This is a genomic window from Sulfophobococcus zilligii, from assembly GCF_055398255.1.
The window spans coordinates 1,131,727-1,146,829 of the sequence record NZ_AP042406.1; the positions used below are offsets into that span (position 1 = coordinate 1,131,727).

Below are 15,103 nucleotides of genomic sequence, written 5' to 3' on the forward strand. Positions count from 1 at the left end.
AATTGAAAATAAACCAGGACATGTGGAGAGAGAGAAAGTATAAAGCTTGGAAGAGAATACTAGACGACTTGGAAATCGGGTATTTAGACGTCGACCTCCTCCCCCTCCTGGTATTAATTAATAGAGATAGAGAACTGTATACTACTAGTAGTTGTAGTGGTAGAATAACAGTAATGGATGCTGAATACCCATGGGAGAAAGAAGAAGAAACAGCAATAGTATTTAAAACACACGCCCCTGTAAAACCAAGTGAATTATCCTTTCTCTACTCGAAAACACCATATAGGAAGTTTTGGATTATAGTTAATGGACCTATAATACACATATATACAGCCAACTTAAAACTCGCTGTTAAAATACTAGAGCAAGCTAGAAGAGTAGGGTTTAAACACAGTGGTATAATGCACTATAGTAGAAATAAGGGTGTATTCCTCGAACTCGTAACTGGTGTCTACACAGCTCAAGTTATTCGAGTAAAAAACGAGGCAATAGTAAAACCAAGTGAATTACCCCATCTAGTTGAAGTAGTAAATTCAACACTACTAGAAGGTAAAGAAAGACTTGAAAAACTATATAGAGAACTAGAGAAAATTCTACCAGTAAATCCAGATCCATACATTGAAAGAGAAATTATAACACGAAATATACAAGTAAATAAATCACCACTTGAAGTCCTCAAAGAAGTATATAAAGATAGATTCTAGTAAGACTCGCTTCTAAAGAACTCAATACGTAGATTCAAAGCCATAAATAAAAATCCCTCTATTTTTTAACTTTTAAATCAATACTAAACTCGGATTCAAGGTGGTTTAATGAGTAGTGAGCAGATCTCGATAGAGGAGTTTAAACGAGTAGATCTCAGAATAGGGTTGGTTAAATCAGCGGAGAGAGTGCCCGGTAGCGAAAAGTTAATAAAGTTGATTGTAGACCTCGGCGAGCTCGGAGAAAGACAAATTATTGCTGGTCTTGCAAAGTGGTATAAACCAGAAGACTTTATTGGAAAATACATTGTTGTAGTAGCTAACTTAAAACCAAAGAAGTTAATGGGGTTGGAGAGTCAGGGTATGCTACTAGCTACTGATAGCGATCCACCTGTTTTAATAACGCCTGAGAAGCCGGTTAAACCAGGATCTAAGTTGATGTAGGAGAAAAAATTATTGTTTACTCTTCTTTTTCTCTTTGAATTTCTTATACCAAATCATCTTGGCTAGAGCATTAACAGCTCTTTCTGGTGATGGATATGCTGGTATGTTGTGTCTATTCAAGTACTTCATTGCTTCATAGGTGTCTTGTCCACCAACAAATGATACTACTGTAGTTTTGTCTACTTTGTTTTCTTCGTAGAATTCAACAATTGCTTTTGCCAGGTCTCTTGGATCCAATACAGCTGTTCTACAGTAGAGTATTACGATATTGTCTATTTCAGGTGATTCAACAGCGACTTTTATTGCTTTAATGTAGTTGTCTACTGTTGCCTGTCCAGTTAAGTCTACTGGGTTCTTGGGGCTTCCAAACCATGGCATTGTCTGTCTAAATGCGTCGATTAATTGTGGACTTGGTTCTACTAGTTTAACACCACTGAATTCAGCTGCGTCAGTAGCTAGTACTCCCACTCCACCACCATTTGTTATTATAACCGTGTTTTCACCGCGTGGTAGTGGTTGTTGAGAGAATGCTCTTGCAATATCAAACATTTCTTCAACTGTGTAAGCTCTTATTATTCCTGCTTGTTTAAATGCTGCTTCGTACAACTGGTCGCTTCCAGCGAGGCTACCAGTGTGGCTTGCAACGGCTTTCATACCTCTTGTGCTTCTACCTGCTTTAATTACTACTACTGGTTTTTCAAGTGTTACTTTTGTCATTTTCTCGATGAAGTCTTTTCCACGTCCTGGTTTAATTCCTTCTAGGTAGATTGCTATTACTTTTGTGTATGGATCGTCTATTAACAACTCTGATAATTCTGCAACATCTATATCAGCCATGTTTCCAACGCTGAATAGTGCTGATAAACCTATTTCATTCATTATAGTCCAGCCCATTAATGCTATGCCGAGAGCTCCACTCTGTGAGATCAATGCTATGTTTCCACGCTCGATTTCGAGTGGGCCGAATGTAGCATTTATACTACTTGGTGTGTATGCATAGCCGAAGATGTTGGGTCCGAGTATTCTAAGACCGTATTTTCTCGCTGTTTCCACTATTTGGTTTTCTAGTTCAACATTGCCTACTTCGGAGAATCCTGAGGTTATTACAACTGCTACTTTTGCTCCTTTTTTACCGGCGTCTTCAATTACTTTGGGTACTTCTTGGGCTGGTACTGCTACTACAACTACGTCTACTTCGTCTGGTATACTGGAAACACTGGGGTATGCTTTTAATCCTAGAACTTCGTCTGCATGTGGGTTTACTGGGTATATTTTGCCTTTGTATCCATACGCTATAATGTTTCGGAGTACAACGTATCCTATTTTACCGGGTGTCCTACTAGCTCCAACTACTGCTATACTTTTTGGGTTAAGCAGAGCTTTGAGCATTTTCTAACCCCCTGTGGGATAAATAAAAATTTAGATATTTAAAACCTGAATAATGGTTGAAATGAGAAGGGTTTCAAACAACACTATGTTGTCTCAACTACTCTCAATAAATCTATTTCGTTGAAGACGTATTCTCCGTTTTCGTAATTTAGTAAACCTATAAATCCATTGCTTGCTCTACCCGGGGACAACGTGTTTCCACTTTGACATGATCTACTGCAACCCCCTGTAATAATCAATCTGGGTTTTAAGTATTCTATAATTCTATCAACCATGTCAGAGCACTTTGTACAACAAGTGTATTTTCTACCGGGGATACTTGAAACAAGTATATCTATCTTCTCGACTCGTCTTGGCTCACAACCAGATAAACCGTATCCATATATAGATATATCTTTAACCATTATTGATTTACACTCGAGTAACCCGTTTACTTCTATGAGAATTGATGCTAGAGAAGCATTATCGTATCTACCGAGTACGCCATATACTCTCATATTACAGTTTTCAACTAGTTGTCTCACTATAGAGGGTGAAATAGTGTTTCCAAGTAGTATAGTTGAATCTGCATGGAGCTTCTCGTAGAGGTAGCATATTAAACCAGTATAGTGTTTAAAACCCATTAAATCACTAACTAGTAGTAGTCTAACCATTATTTCAACCAAGATACTTCATATTGGTTTCTACTTCGTGTACACCAACTACTATTCTACATGATTCATCAATGTAATTACATTGAAGTAAACCATTAACTTCAAACAATCCCCCCTCAAATAACCCGGGAATATAGAGGGCTTCAAAACTCAGTATTTCACCAATATCAAATGGATTAATTATGCCAGCTTCTAGTAATTTATACGATAATACCTCTGAGAGTGAAGGATAATTCAGAGCTTCTAATCCACCACGTATTTCAACTACTAGTTTTACTCTACCAAGTGTTTTATAAGCTGGTAGTGTGAATATCTCGCCTCTCACTCCATTATTGTATATTACAGAGTACTCTTTACCTCTAAAAACACCTCTTCTCCAATTCCTATAGAATTTAACTACTTCTCTCGGTGATAATCCAGTGATTATAGCAACATCTCTACTCCACTTGGCGAGTCTTTCACTCTTGAACTCCTGGAATACATCTCTGTTTTCAGAAATGAATTCTATTACATCAAGAGAATTCTTTGCTCCATATACAATAAAGTCGAGGTCGCTAATACTTGGATTGTGAATACCTGGTAGAAGAGAGCCTGTTATACCAGGTAATACACTCGTATTTGATTCTACTTCGTGAGTGAATTCAAGTGCTATTTCTTCTAGAGTATCTTGTATTCGACTATGTAGTTCCAGTGTTCTCATTACTGGATCATATATTTTTGAAATAGTATCCGCGGGTATAACGGGGACTTCGGAGTCGTAGAATGGAATATATGTTTTCCACTCAGTGTATTCTCTAACTACTCTAGGAGTGTATGTTTTAACAAGCCTCTCGTAGTTGTCTCCTCCTCTACGCCATATTTTCTCGTGTGTTGTACTACAGTACTTAATATAGCCTACAATGAAAAACTGTGAATGGTGGTTTCCAACTACAACTGCTAGACAGTTGTTTTTTAGTTCTAAATAGTAATGATCGAGTATTGTATTGTGTTGCATTACTTGATATTACCTCATATTGGTTGGGGTTCACCTACTTCTCTCAGTTGCTCTAATACATATCTTCTAATATCCTCTAGACTTGGTAGTTCAACTAGTAGTTTACCATTCTCTATGTATTTGCGTAGTAGTGGTGTATATCCATCTGGAATACTTCCTGGATTATCAAGTAGTGTTACTATGTCGTTTAAACCAGGCCTCTTTCTATAGACTTGTTTAGCACCTGGTAGTTTACCTCTTTTTGTTATTGGCTTCCACACTCTATCTTCATATATTTCCACGATGTCTGCACTTATATCTATTGATGGAGGCATAGATATAGATGTTCCAACCCCAAAGGCGTCTACTAGTGGTTTCAATTCTACTATTTCTTTTTCATCTATCCCGCCACTAACTACTATTTTTACGTTTTTATATCCATGGATATCTAGTGTCCAGCGTACTTCTTCAACTATTTGCTTCATATTTCCTCTTCTACTACTTGGAGTGTCCAGTCTAACACCGTGTAGTCTCTCGCCTAGTGTTTGAGCAGCCATTAACGCCTCTATTCTCTCATCGTAGAATGTGTCTACGAGCATTATTCTCGGCACGTCTGGCTCTATTACTTCGTCAAAGGCCTTCCATGCCTCTACTTGGTTTCCAAACGCTATTATTAGAGCGTGTGGCATTGTACCTTGTGGTTTTAGTCCAAGGTATTTTGCACTAGCATATCCTGAAACAGCGTCTACTCCTCCAATATATGCTGCTCTATCAATCATTGGTGCTATTGCTGGGTGTAGCGCGCGTAATCCAAAGAATAATACTGTTTTATCACCAGCTAGTTTTTTTATTCTAGCTGCTTTTGATGCTATACTAGTATAGTGTCTAAGTATTCCTAGTAGTGCTGTCTCGTAGAGGACAATGTCGTCTAGATATCCCTCTAGTATCATTAATGGCTCTCCAGCTTTGAATAGTGTTCCCTCGGGCATAGAGTATACTGTTACGGGTTTGTCTTTGAGTAGGTAGAGTGCTTCTTCAAGCCCAGCGAATACAGCCCATTCATACCCTCTTGGTAGTTTTACAACGTGGAATTCCATTCTAACCTTTCTACGTAGTTTCTTGGCTTCGAGGATCTTTTTTGTTCTAACAAAGTATATGTCTGTTACTACTCCATTTAAAATATCTTCTTCCGAGGCTATGTAAAACCTCATTTTACTCACCCATAACCACTACTACTACTTCACGCGTGGCTCTCGGCCCATCCATTTCAAGTAAAAAGATGTTTTGCCACGTACCCCTCAATATACGGCCGTTAACAACAGGTAGTACTCTATCAGACCCGAAGAATGCAGAACCAATGTGTGCATGGGCATTGTCATCAATTGCATTGTGCCTCCACTTGGAGCTACCCGGCTCTGTAAACTCTTTTGCTTTCTGTAACAAGTCGTTTATTAAACCAGATTCGTGTTCATTAACAATAATTGCAACTGTTGCATGGGGGGCGTAAACAAGAACAATACCGTTTTTCACACCTGATTTTTCAACTATTTCTTCTACTCTACTAGTTATATCAATTAATTGAAATCTCTCAGTAGTTTTAACTCTAATGGTATCTATAAAAACCCTAGTCAAAAGCATCCACCTATATCAATAACAAGTAGATACACCAATAAATACATAAAAGACGCGAAAACAATAATAGTATTGGTGTTGTTCTATGAGCTGGGATGAATGGTGGCGTAGAAGAAGAAGGTATTGGGATGAAGATGAATTCTTTGACATTGATAGAATATTCGAGGATTTAATGAGGTTTATGCGTGAATTTGAAAAGAGGTTCTTCGAGGGGCTTAGAGAGTATAGACCTAGAGAATACGAGAAATTCGAGAGAATAGAGGGCCCAGTTGTATATGGTTTCAGTATTACTATAGGCCCCGATGGAAAACCAATAATTAGAGAATTCGGCAATGTGAGGAGAATACGTGGAAAACCAGAAATAGTCGAGGAAAGAGAACCACTAGTAGATGTGTTTGAATCTGAAAACGAAATAACAGTTGTAGCTGAACTACCCGGAGTAGACAAGGAGAAAATAGATGTTAAAGTCACAGAAGACGGCAAAACCCTCATTATTAATGCAAGTAATGACAAGAGGAAGTACTATAAAGAAGTAGATCTACCGAGTAAAGTAGACCCATCATCTGCTAAAGCCAGTTATAAAAATGGTGTATTAGAAGTTAAACTCAAGAAAATAGGTAAAGAAGAAGGTAGAGGAGTAAAAATCAAAGTAGAATAGATTCTTTTTACCCACCTCTACTACTTAACACCCTGTAATACCGGGTGTTACATACTTGTTGATTGGTGTAATAAGCGATAGCCACGATAATCTACCCTTATTGAAGAAGACTATACAAGAACTCCTTGAACACAGAGTTGAATTAATTATTCACTTAGGAGACATTATAAGTCCATTTGTAGTCCGCCAACTAGCTGAAATAGTCAAGAATACACCCGTAGTAGCAGTTAGAGGCAACAATGATGGTGATATACAACAATTGAAAACACTATTCGACAAATACGGGTGGTTGTTTTACTCAGAGCCTACAATTATAGAAGTGGAAAACCGTAAATTCCTCTTAATGCATGGATACAATGGTATTGAATTCACAGAGAGTATTGCTCGAGCTCTCCTAAGATCTCTCAGTGTAGACGGCGTCTTCTATGGACACACACATAGATATGTACTTGAAGAAGAAAATAATAGAATACTATTAAATCCAGGAGAAGTATGTGGGTATTTAACTGGGAAGTCAACTTATGCAATACTAGATACTGGGTCTTTAAAGACACAAATACACTTTCTAGGTGTATAGCATGAGTAAGTTTAAAGATGCAAGCCGCCCCGAAACAGAGTCTGGACTGCAATACCACTTAATGATTAAACCAGGAGATGTAAGTAAATACGTATTGCTCCCCGGAGACCCGGAGAGAGTTCCACATATAGCTAAATACTGGGATAAATCATGGCATGTGGCTACACATAGAGAATACGTTACTTACAGCGGCTGACTACAAAGGTGTATTTATATCTTCTACGAGTACGGGTATTGGAGCGCCTTCAACAGCGATTGCAATCGAAGAACTCGCCAGGGTTGGTGCAGAAGTATTTATTAGAGTTGGAACAACGGGTGCTTTGAAAAAAGAAATAGGTCTTGGAGACCTAGTGATTTCAACGGGTGCAGTGAGACTTGAAGGTACTAGTAAACACTACGTTATGCCTGAATACCCTGCTGTTGCAAGCTATGACGTAGTCTTGGCTTTAATAGAGGCGGCTGAATCATTGGGTGTCAACTACCATGTTGGATTAACGGCAAGTAGTGATAGCTTCTATGTTGGACAAGAACGCCCTGGATTTAAAGACTATTTACCGCCATTCCAGCGTGGATTAATAGAGTATTTGAGGAGTGCAAATGTATTAAACTTTGAAATGGAGGCTTCAGTCATCTTTACTCTGGCAAACATCTACGGGCTTAGAGCAGGTGCTGTATGTGCAGCTATAGCTAATAGAGAAACCGGGGAATTCCAACCAGGTGTTGGAGTAGAAGAAGCAATAAAAGTAGCTAATGAAGCAGTAAAAATACTCTATGAATGGGACGAGGAAAAAAGAAAACTAGGTAAAAAGTACATTACACCTGGAATTATAAAGAGTATACAGTGGAGATAGAATTGGACAATAAATATATACATTTAGCAGTTGGAAACTTCAATATAGACATGGTTTTCTATGTAGACTCTATTCCAGGTCCTGATGAAAGTACTCGTGCACGAGACTTGGACATTAGACCCGGAGGTGCAGCTTCAAACTATGCTGCAGCAGTTGCACAATATGGTCATTCTTCTTTTTTAATTGCATCTGTATCTAGACATCCACTAGCACTAGAACTACTGTCTCATCTAGAGAAACTAGGTGTTTCAATAAAATACGTTAAACTAGTTGATCAACAGCCAGGCCTCGTAGTAGTAATGGTTTTACAGAGTGGAGAGAGAATAATGATTAGATATCCAGGTGCAAACCAGGAACTCAGAGAAACAGATATACCCGGCGAACTAGTGGAAAAAGCAAATATTTTACACATGGCTTCTATACCGGTTGAACTAGCAGTTGAAATAGCTAAAAGAGCTAGAAAACACCCCCTCATTATAACATATGATCCAGGTGGATACGTTGAAGGCCTGCCTCGAAACAAAGAGATCCTAGAATACATTAACATATTGTTTCTCAACGAAAAGGAATACACTAAAGTAAAAGAGTGGTTAAAGCCCCAAACAATATTCAAGTATGGTGTTTCATACATAGTTGTTAAACAAGGATCAAAGGGGGCTACACTAATTGAGCCAAGTGGACTATGCTACACAGCTAGATCCCAGCCACTTAGAAAACCAGTTGATACAACGGGCGCTGGCGACGCGTTCAACGCGTTTTTCAATGCTAGATACCTCGAGGAAAAAGACCCAGCAGAAGCATTAATGTACGGTGTAACAGCTGGTGCTTTAAAAGTAGGCTATAGAGGAAGCATACTAGTCTATGATGAAAAACAATTCTCAATACAACTAGAAAAAACCATAGTTGAAAAAACAATTTGCAATATATAGCAGGCTGCTGAATAAATGAATAACCTAAATAGAATAGTTTTTATCATTGGTTTCATAGGTGATGAAACACCAAGTAATCTGCAGAGAGCACTCAGTAAAATACACGAACACCTGCGAAACACGTGGAAGTTGTACATAGTAGTAAACAATTGCGATAAAGAAACAATACTATTTCTCAACGCACTAGCACTACTACAAGAAAAACTAGAATTCACTAATACACTAACCTCTATGAATATAGCTACTAGTCTTGTTCAACTAGCAAAATACCTCGAGAAAACAAGAAGACTTCAAAGAAGAGATCTAAGTATAGAAGAATATGAAGAATACCAAGTAGTCTACGAGAAAACAATACATTACTTAAACAGTCTTCTACAATACATTGACAGCGAGGAAAGAGTACTGGGTATTATAGAAGAACTAGCAAAACACGGAGAAAACCAATTAGAAGAGTCAATAGTGAAAAACATACAGAGATTCATTTCTGATCTACCAATTCAACTAGATGTAATACTAGCAAGTAAACTACTACCAGCATGTAGTGAAAACTACATGGAAGTAGTTTACATGGTGTATAAAGCCCTAGAGAGTAGAGACCATGGCAAACTATTTGTTCTCGTACCAAGAGAGATAGCACGTTATATTGGGAAGAAACTATCCACTAATCAAATACTCGAGTATTAACCGAGTTTTCGTAGAAACAAGCCTATATCATATAGGTTAACATAGACTTTTTTCTTTTCACTCCACTCTACAAATCCTAGTATCTCACCGTCTTCTCCGTCAATTACCGTGTAAACCCCTTTATCCGGGGGTATTTTTTTCAGTACGCTCTCCACGAGGATGTCGTTTCCATATAGAAATGCTTTAACGCCCTGTTCTTTCACTACAATAGCTGCTCTTACTCCCTTCTCCCTGTAGATCCTGGCTACTAGTGGTATTGATGGGAGAACGTGTTTATTTACATATATAGCTATCCATGGAGCATTAAATAAAACAGTTAAATTGTCTAATCCACGTAATGGCTTCTCGTATATAAGACATAAATCACGCTCGAAACACACATATTTTAGGTTTACTGGTATTAAATCTATGAATTCTTCTCCATATAGTTTTCTCATAAAATCTACTAGTCTATCTCTTAGTTTACTGGGTAAGCGTCCCTGTTTAAATTCTAGTTTCTTTTTCTGAGTAGGCATATTGTATACCCGAATAATCCATGAATGTGGGGCCATATCCTTATACAGTGTTCTAATTCGTCTTTGAATTTTAGACTTCTATATTCTGTTAATCCCTTTGCGTAATTGAATAGTTTTAATGGTGGTTCTACGACTTCGAGGTCGCTTCTAGCTTCTAGTACCTTGTTGACTACGTACTCGTTTTCTTCGGGTGCAATACTACAAGTAATGTATACTAGTAGCCCGTTTTTCTCGACGAGGTCTGCTAGAGAATAGAGTAGTTCTATTTCACGTTTAACCATGATTGCTAGGTCTAAGAGGCTTGTTCTAGTTTTCCTACCTGGGTCGACAGAGAATCCTTCCTTCCCCACTGCAAGGTGCATCTAGAAGTATTCTGTAAAACCTCTTTTTCAATTTATCTCGTAGTTTTCTAGCATCACTCCAAGTTACAATTATATTGTTTAATTTCATTCTAGCTATGTGTCCTATTACAGCTTTTAATCTATAGAGGACGAGGTCGTTGGCGTATACTACTCCCTTATCGTGGAGTAATTGCGCTGTAAAAGTTGCTTTTCCACCGGGCGCGGCACAGGCGTCTAAGACGTCTCCACTGTATTCGTGTAGAGCTAGATATACGGGGATTAAGCTGGTTGCATCTCTATGGACGTAGTAGTAGCCTTTTAAATACTCGTGTGTAGCACCTATTGACGGCGACTCCGGCTGAGATACAACCCAGTATGATTCTCGAGACCATGGTATTTCTTCGAGCTGGAAACCCAGTTTTTCAAGTCTCTTTTTTAATTCTCTTGGTTGTATAAGTAGCGTGTTTGTTCTAACTACTGGTTTAACTCTTTTTTCAAATGCTTCTAGTAGTTTAAGTGTATTGTTTAATCCCAGCATATCAATATATCTCTGAACCATGTATGGTAGATAACCGTATTTTAATGCTAGTTCAACTGCTTCTTGTGTGGGTGTAGTATATATATCTCGGTATACACTGGCAATATCAATATTCAACTACTTCTCCTCTAAGAGTTTCTTCATTAACCTCGCGTTTTCAAGCATCCAGTGGTTATTATTAAAAAACACGTGTACTCTTCTAGGAGATAGTTTTTTAATTTCACTGGCTAGTTGTTTAAGCTCGTTTTCAGAGTACTCGTAGCCATACCATACTTCTCTACCATGTACTCTCAAGTAAACCATGTCTTTCACCGAGACAATCCATGTAGCTATGGGTGCATCGATCGAGACGATCATAATGTTGTTCTCCTCGCCCCAACTCCTAATTGACTCGTTAAAACAAGATTCGTGTCTAAACTCAACGGCCATTCTAAGACCTAGATTTACTGTTTCACTAAACACTTTTATTTTCTCGAGGTTTTCTTTTTTACAAGTATAGTTTGGTGGGAGCTGGAATAAGTAGTAGTCGATTAAGTGGTCCATTGGCTTAAATAAATCATAGAATTTAAACCATATATCGATTGCTTTCTCGCTCATTCTTCTAATGTGTGTTATAGACCTGTGGACTTTAACAACCCAGCGGATTTTCTGTCCTTTCCTACTCCAACTAGCTACTTGGTTTCTAAATGGAAACCTGTAGAAACTAGCATTTAATTCCACGGCGTTTAATCCACTCTCCTCTATATACCAGTCTAGACTTGCACCTTCATTCCAGTCGTATAGCCATCCAGAGGTTCCAACATAGACTTCCAATAAAGCCCCTAATCTACAAATTATAGTAAATAATTCGTTTATTTCTAACTACATTAATGGTGGGTTTTATTGAAGTTGTTTGGAACAGCTGGAATAAGAATGAAATACCCTAGTGAGCTAACACCCGAGCTAGTAGTGAGAATAGGAAATGCTGTGGGTAGACTCGGCTTATCTAGAAAAGCATACGTGGTACACGATACAAGAACTACTAGTCAACTAATATCGTTTTTGGTTTCAACAGGGTTAATGACGACAAGTGTAGACGTATTTTATGCGGGACTAGCACCTACACCAGTAGCTGGGTTTATAGCGCTCAAAGAAAAAGCTGTGGGTATTAGTGTTACTGCTAGTCATAATCCACCAGAATATAATGGATTAAAATTCTATGATCCAAACGGGTTTGAGTTTACTAGGGATTTAGAGGTTAAAATAGAGGAGTTGGTAGATCAGCCACTTTATAGAGAGTGGAGTGAAACTGGTAGATTATGGAGGAGTGAAAACATAGTTGACGACTACTACAACTCGCTATTAGGGTATATTGGAGAAGTAAGAGCACAATGGCAACCCAATATAGTAATCGACTGTGCTAATGGAGCAGCCTATCAATTATCTCCTAGTGTAATTAGAAAACTAGGTGGAAAACCATATACTTTCAATTGTAATCCAGATGGATTCTTCCCTATAAGACCTCCTGAGCCGAGAAAAGACGTTCTTGAGGAACTACTTGGTGTCTATAAAACAGTAAACCCAGCCGTTATATTTGCACACGATGGAGACGCTGATAGAGTAGCAGTATTAGACCCCGTTGAAGGATTTATAAGACAAGACCGAATACTCGCCTTCTACGCCAAGAAGATCCTCGAGGAGAAAAAAGGACACGTAGTAGTATCTATTGACACCGGCTACGTAGTAGATGAAGTAGTAGAGAGAGCTGGTGGAACACTAGAAAGATATGTCCTTGGTAAAACACACGAGAGGCTTAAAGAACTAGGTGTAAACAATGTTGTAATGGCTGGCGAGCCATGGAAACTAATATATCCCTCGTGGGGGCCATGGGTAGACGGTATTCTACAAGTAGCTATTATTACAAAGGCCGTGGTAGAATCTGGAAAACCATTTTCAAAGATTCTCCGAGAGGAGGAAATACCTGATTACCCATGGGATCGGAGAAGCTACATACTAGAACCAGAATCTATTAGAGACATAGTTTACAGTGAACTAATCCAGGAACTGCATAGTGCACTTGGAGACCCAGTGAGAGTAATCGATATTGATGGATATAGATTTGAATACAAAGACTACTCGTGGATTCTCGTGAGAAAAAGCGGTACAGAGCCGAAAATAAGAGTCTACGCTGAAGCTAGAACAAAGCAAAGACTAGATGAAATAACCAGTAAAACAGAGTCCATACTATTTAAACTCACAAAGAAACACGGTGGGAGAATAGTAGAGAAAACAATTGGTTAACCTCTATAAAATCTGAATTATAACACTCCAAACGAAAGAGATGTATGGGTGGAGAAAACGAGCGTGTATAGGCCTAGTAGAGATAAAAAGAAGCAATTAGAAGAACTACTGAAAGACCTTGACCCGGCTACACGTGAACTAGCACGTAGTGTTCTAGAAAACATTTTGATCGAAGAAAAGAGCGAAGAAGAATTAGATGAATTGTTAAAGAAGCTAGAAGTCTTAAAGAAAACAAAGGAGAAGAGGCAGTAATCGTGGAAACCCTGATATCCATGCTTATAAGGGTCTAGGTAAATACTTGAATTTTTGCCATTATCTCGGGGGTAAACATTGAAAGTGCAAACTACTAGAACTTTTAGAGTTAAATCTATCGACGTAAAGTTCACACAAGCTACTATTATACTCAACGAAGAAGACGCTTTACAACTAGGTATAGGTAACGGTAGTATTGTATTAATAACTATTGGTAATAAACAACACACTGCTATTGCATTAACTAGTAAGACGATAACTGAGAGAGGAGAATGTATTCTACCAGTCGAACTAGTTTACAAATTAGGATTGAGTGATGGAGATATAGTAGGTGTTAAACCAGTAGGACTACCAAGTAGTTTTAGCGCCTTGAAGAAAAGGTTGAAGGGCGAGAAATTAACAGAAGTCGAGTTTATGGGGTTGATACGCGACATTGTTAATGGAATTTATGGTGAGGCAGAAATAGCGGCTTTTCTTGTATCTCAACTATACAATCCATTGACAGACCAGGAGCTGTCTTACCTAGTGAAAGCAATGGTTGAAACTGGCGTGAAAGTAAAATTTGAAGAGACCACGTACGACGTCCACAGTATTGGTGGAGTGCCAGGTAATAGTAAAGTAGCACTTCTAACAGTTCCAATCGTAGCGGCCGCCGGGCTACTTATACCTAAAACGAGTAGTAGAGCTATAACAAGCCCGGCTGGTACAGCTGATACGATGGAGGTTTTAGCGAGAGTAGACCTCACGGTAGATGAAATAGTAGAAATAGCGAGAAAGACCAAGGGCACTCTTGCATGGGGTGGTAGATTAAACCTTGCTCCAGCAGACGATATATTCGTGAATATAGAGAGAAAACTAGCAATAGACCCAGAACAACAAATGGTTGCCAGTATACTATCAAAGAAGCTGGCAATGGGCGTGGAAAAACTAGTAATAGATATACCAGTTGGTAGAGGTGCAAAAGTACAAGATCTAAGCAAAGCAGAGGAATTAGCCTCTATATTTATAAGACAGGGATCACTACTTAACATATCAATAAAAGTCGCGATTACATATGGAGGACAACCCATTGGCACCTCTGTAGGACCAGCACTCGAGGCGAGAGAAGCACTTAAAGCACACGTTGAGAAGAGAGGTAGTAAGAGTTTAATTGACAAAGCATTAATGCTTGCTGGATTAATACTTGAAATGAGTGGAAAAGCACAGCCTGGTGCAGGCGTAGAAATAGCTAGAGAGATATTCTTGAGTGGTAGAGCATACGAGAAATTCAAAGAAATAATCGCTGCTCAAGGTGGAAACCCAGAGATAAAACCCGAAGAAGTACCAGTTGGTCGATATACTTATACACTTAAATCCCCCATAGAGGGAGCTGTAACACATATTGATAATACCGCAGTAAACCTTATAGCAAGAGCGCTTGGTGCACCATTCGATAAGGGCGCTGGAGTAGAATTCCACGCTAAAATAGGTTATAGAGTTGCCAAGGGAGACCCGTTACTAACACTATATAGTAATAGCGAGGCTAGATTAGATGAAGCACTAGCTTTACTAAGCGAGCTCAAACCAATAGTAGTTGAAGGAATGCTTATTAAAACAATTCCATAATAGACAATTTTTTAGTCTACTTCGAGTAAAACTATATTTAAAATCTCTCTATAAATCAGTTATTTAAAGAGGTGTAATTAG

Annotated in this window: 18 protein-coding genes and 1 pseudogene; 10 read left to right on the plus strand and 9 right to left on the minus strand. The window is 38.5% G+C overall.

What is annotated here, in order from left to right; genetic code table 11:
* Positions 1-2: 2 nt before the first annotated feature.
* Positions 3-704, plus strand: a complete 702-nt coding sequence (locus ACZ5YP_RS06495; RefSeq protein ID WP_464834928.1) for a tRNA(Phe) 7-((3-amino-3-carboxypropyl)-4-demethylwyosine(37)-N(4))-methyltransferase — start codon at positions 3-5, stop codon at positions 702-704.
* Positions 705-812: 108 nt separating this feature from the next.
* The gene (gene metG / locus ACZ5YP_RS06500) at positions 813-1,145 is read left to right on the plus strand and encodes a methionine--tRNA ligase subunit beta (protein WP_464834929.1); all 333 of its coding nucleotides are present in this window, start codon (positions 813-815) and stop codon (positions 1,143-1,145) included.
* Positions 1,146-1,154: 9 nt separating this feature from the next.
* Here the strand turns inward: metG and acs are convergent, their stop codons facing one another.
* The 5 genes from acs to ACZ5YP_RS06525 all read right to left on the minus strand — a co-directional run bounded on the left by acs (position 1,155) and on the right by ACZ5YP_RS06525 (position 5,798).
* Positions 1,155-2,534, minus strand: a complete 1,380-nt coding sequence (gene acs / locus ACZ5YP_RS06505; protein ID WP_464834930.1) for an acetate--CoA ligase alpha subunit — start codon at positions 2,532-2,534, stop codon at positions 1,155-1,157.
* An 83-nt stretch (positions 2,535-2,617) separates the two neighbouring features.
* A complete protein-coding gene (locus tag ACZ5YP_RS06510) occupies positions 2,618-3,187 on the minus strand; it encodes a hypothetical protein (RefSeq protein WP_464834931.1) in 570 nt (189 codons plus the stop codon).
* A gap of 4 nt (positions 3,188-3,191) precedes the next feature.
* Positions 3,192-4,181, minus strand: a complete 990-nt coding sequence (locus ACZ5YP_RS06515; protein ID WP_464834932.1) for a hypothetical protein — start codon at positions 4,179-4,181, stop codon at positions 3,192-3,194.
* Positions 4,182-4,195: 14 nt separating this feature from the next.
* Positions 4,196-5,371: a nicotinate phosphoribosyltransferase gene (locus ACZ5YP_RS06520; protein WP_464834933.1), complete on the minus strand. Its 1,176-nt coding sequence runs from the start codon at positions 5,369-5,371 to the stop codon at positions 4,196-4,198.
* A gap of 1 nt (position 5,372) precedes the next feature.
* On the minus strand, positions 5,373-5,798 hold the full coding sequence (locus tag ACZ5YP_RS06525; protein ID WP_464834934.1) for a secondary thiamine-phosphate synthase enzyme YjbQ: 426 nt from the start codon (positions 5,796-5,798) through the stop codon (positions 5,373-5,375).
* Between the two features lie 79 nt (positions 5,799-5,877).
* Between ACZ5YP_RS06525 and hsp20 the strand changes: the two genes are divergently transcribed.
* From hsp20 to ACZ5YP_RS06550, 5 genes and pseudogenes are all read left to right on the plus strand, one after another.
* Complete coding sequence (hsp20, locus tag ACZ5YP_RS06530) at positions 5,878-6,450, plus strand: archaeal heat shock protein Hsp20 (protein WP_464834935.1); 573 nt, start codon at positions 5,878-5,880, stop codon at positions 6,448-6,450.
* Between the two features lie 55 nt (positions 6,451-6,505).
* A complete protein-coding gene (locus ACZ5YP_RS06535; protein ID WP_464834936.1) occupies positions 6,506-7,027 on the plus strand; it encodes a metallophosphoesterase in 522 nt (173 codons plus the stop codon).
* A gap of 1 nt (position 7,028) precedes the next feature.
* Positions 7,029-7,878, plus strand: a pseudogene (gene udp / locus ACZ5YP_RS06540) (uridine phosphorylase).
* A 2-nt stretch (positions 7,879-7,880) separates the two neighbouring features.
* A complete protein-coding gene (locus ACZ5YP_RS06545; protein ID WP_464834937.1) occupies positions 7,881-8,807 on the plus strand; it encodes a carbohydrate kinase family protein in 927 nt (308 codons plus the stop codon).
* 15 nt (positions 8,808-8,822) lie between these two features.
* Positions 8,823-9,491 carry a hypothetical protein gene (locus ACZ5YP_RS06550; RefSeq protein ID WP_464834938.1) on the plus strand — a complete coding sequence of 223 codons (669 nt, stop codon included), beginning with the start codon at positions 8,823-8,825 and terminating at the stop codon, positions 9,489-9,491.
* Here ACZ5YP_RS06550 and ACZ5YP_RS06555 read toward each other — a convergent pair.
* Genes ACZ5YP_RS06555 through ACZ5YP_RS06570 form a run of 4 tightly spaced genes read right to left on the minus strand, consistent with a single transcriptional unit; the run spans position 9,488 to position 11,698 of the window.
* Positions 9,488-10,006, minus strand: a complete 519-nt coding sequence (locus ACZ5YP_RS06555) for a hypothetical protein (protein WP_464834939.1) — start codon at positions 10,004-10,006, stop codon at positions 9,488-9,490. The genes ACZ5YP_RS06550 and ACZ5YP_RS06555 overlap by 4 nt on opposite strands.
* The gene (locus ACZ5YP_RS06560) at positions 9,982-10,356 is read right to left on the minus strand and encodes a hypothetical protein (RefSeq protein WP_464834940.1); all 375 of its coding nucleotides are present in this window, start codon (positions 10,354-10,356) and stop codon (positions 9,982-9,984) included. The genes ACZ5YP_RS06555 and ACZ5YP_RS06560 overlap by 25 nt, the downstream gene beginning before the upstream one ends.
* Complete coding sequence (locus tag ACZ5YP_RS06565; protein WP_464834941.1) at positions 10,322-11,002, minus strand: RsmB/NOP family class I SAM-dependent RNA methyltransferase; 681 nt, start codon at positions 11,000-11,002, stop codon at positions 10,322-10,324. Before ACZ5YP_RS06565 ends, ACZ5YP_RS06560 begins: the two co-directional genes overlap by 35 nt.
* On the minus strand, positions 11,003-11,698 hold the full coding sequence (locus ACZ5YP_RS06570) for a DUF72 domain-containing protein (protein ID WP_464834942.1): 696 nt from the start codon (positions 11,696-11,698) through the stop codon (positions 11,003-11,005).
* Between the two features lie 69 nt (positions 11,699-11,767).
* On the opposite strand from ACZ5YP_RS06570, the gene ACZ5YP_RS06575 reads away from it, so the two are divergent.
* The 3 genes from ACZ5YP_RS06575 (at position 11,768) to ACZ5YP_RS06585 (ending at position 15,022) form a co-directional block, all read left to right on the plus strand.
* Positions 11,768-13,165: a phosphopentomutase/phosphoglucosamine mutase gene (locus ACZ5YP_RS06575; RefSeq protein ID WP_464834943.1), complete on the plus strand. Its 1,398-nt coding sequence runs from the start codon at positions 11,768-11,770 to the stop codon at positions 13,163-13,165.
* A gap of 48 nt (positions 13,166-13,213) precedes the next feature.
* The gene (locus ACZ5YP_RS06580; RefSeq protein WP_464834944.1) at positions 13,214-13,417 is read left to right on the plus strand and encodes a hypothetical protein; all 204 of its coding nucleotides are present in this window, start codon (positions 13,214-13,216) and stop codon (positions 13,415-13,417) included.
* An 84-nt stretch (positions 13,418-13,501) separates the two neighbouring features.
* On the plus strand, positions 13,502-15,022 hold the full coding sequence (locus ACZ5YP_RS06585) for an AMP phosphorylase (RefSeq protein ID WP_464835975.1): 1,521 nt from the start codon (positions 13,502-13,504) through the stop codon (positions 15,020-15,022).
* Positions 15,023-15,103 lie beyond the last annotated feature (81 nt).

Coding starts and splice junctions, on each gene's coding strand:
- metG (WP_464834929.1), top strand. CDS start 813: ATGAGTAGTGAGCAGATCTCGATAGAGGAGTTTAAACGAGTAGATCTC.
- acs (WP_464834930.1), bottom strand. CDS start 2,534: ATGCTCAAAGCTCTGCTTAACCCAAAAAGTATAGCAGTAGTTGGAGCT.
- ACZ5YP_RS06510 (WP_464834931.1), bottom strand. CDS start 3,187: ATGGTTAGACTACTACTAGTTAGTGATTTAATGGGTTTTAAACACTAT.
- ACZ5YP_RS06515 (WP_464834932.1), bottom strand. CDS start 4,181: ATGCAACACAATACAATACTCGATCATTACTATTTAGAACTAAAAAAC.
- ACZ5YP_RS06520 (WP_464834933.1), bottom strand. CDS start 5,371: ATGAGGTTTTACATAGCCTCGGAAGAAGATATTTTAAATGGAGTAGTA.
- ACZ5YP_RS06525 (WP_464834934.1), bottom strand. CDS start 5,798: ATGCTTTTGACTAGGGTTTTTATAGATACCATTAGAGTTAAAACTACT.
- hsp20 (WP_464834935.1), top strand. CDS start 5,878: ATGAGCTGGGATGAATGGTGGCGTAGAAGAAGAAGGTATTGGGATGAA.
- ACZ5YP_RS06550 (WP_464834938.1), top strand. CDS start 8,823: ATGAATAACCTAAATAGAATAGTTTTTATCATTGGTTTCATAGGTGAT.
- ACZ5YP_RS06555 (WP_464834939.1), bottom strand. CDS start 10,006: ATGCCTACTCAGAAAAAGAAACTAGAATTTAAACAGGGACGCTTACCC.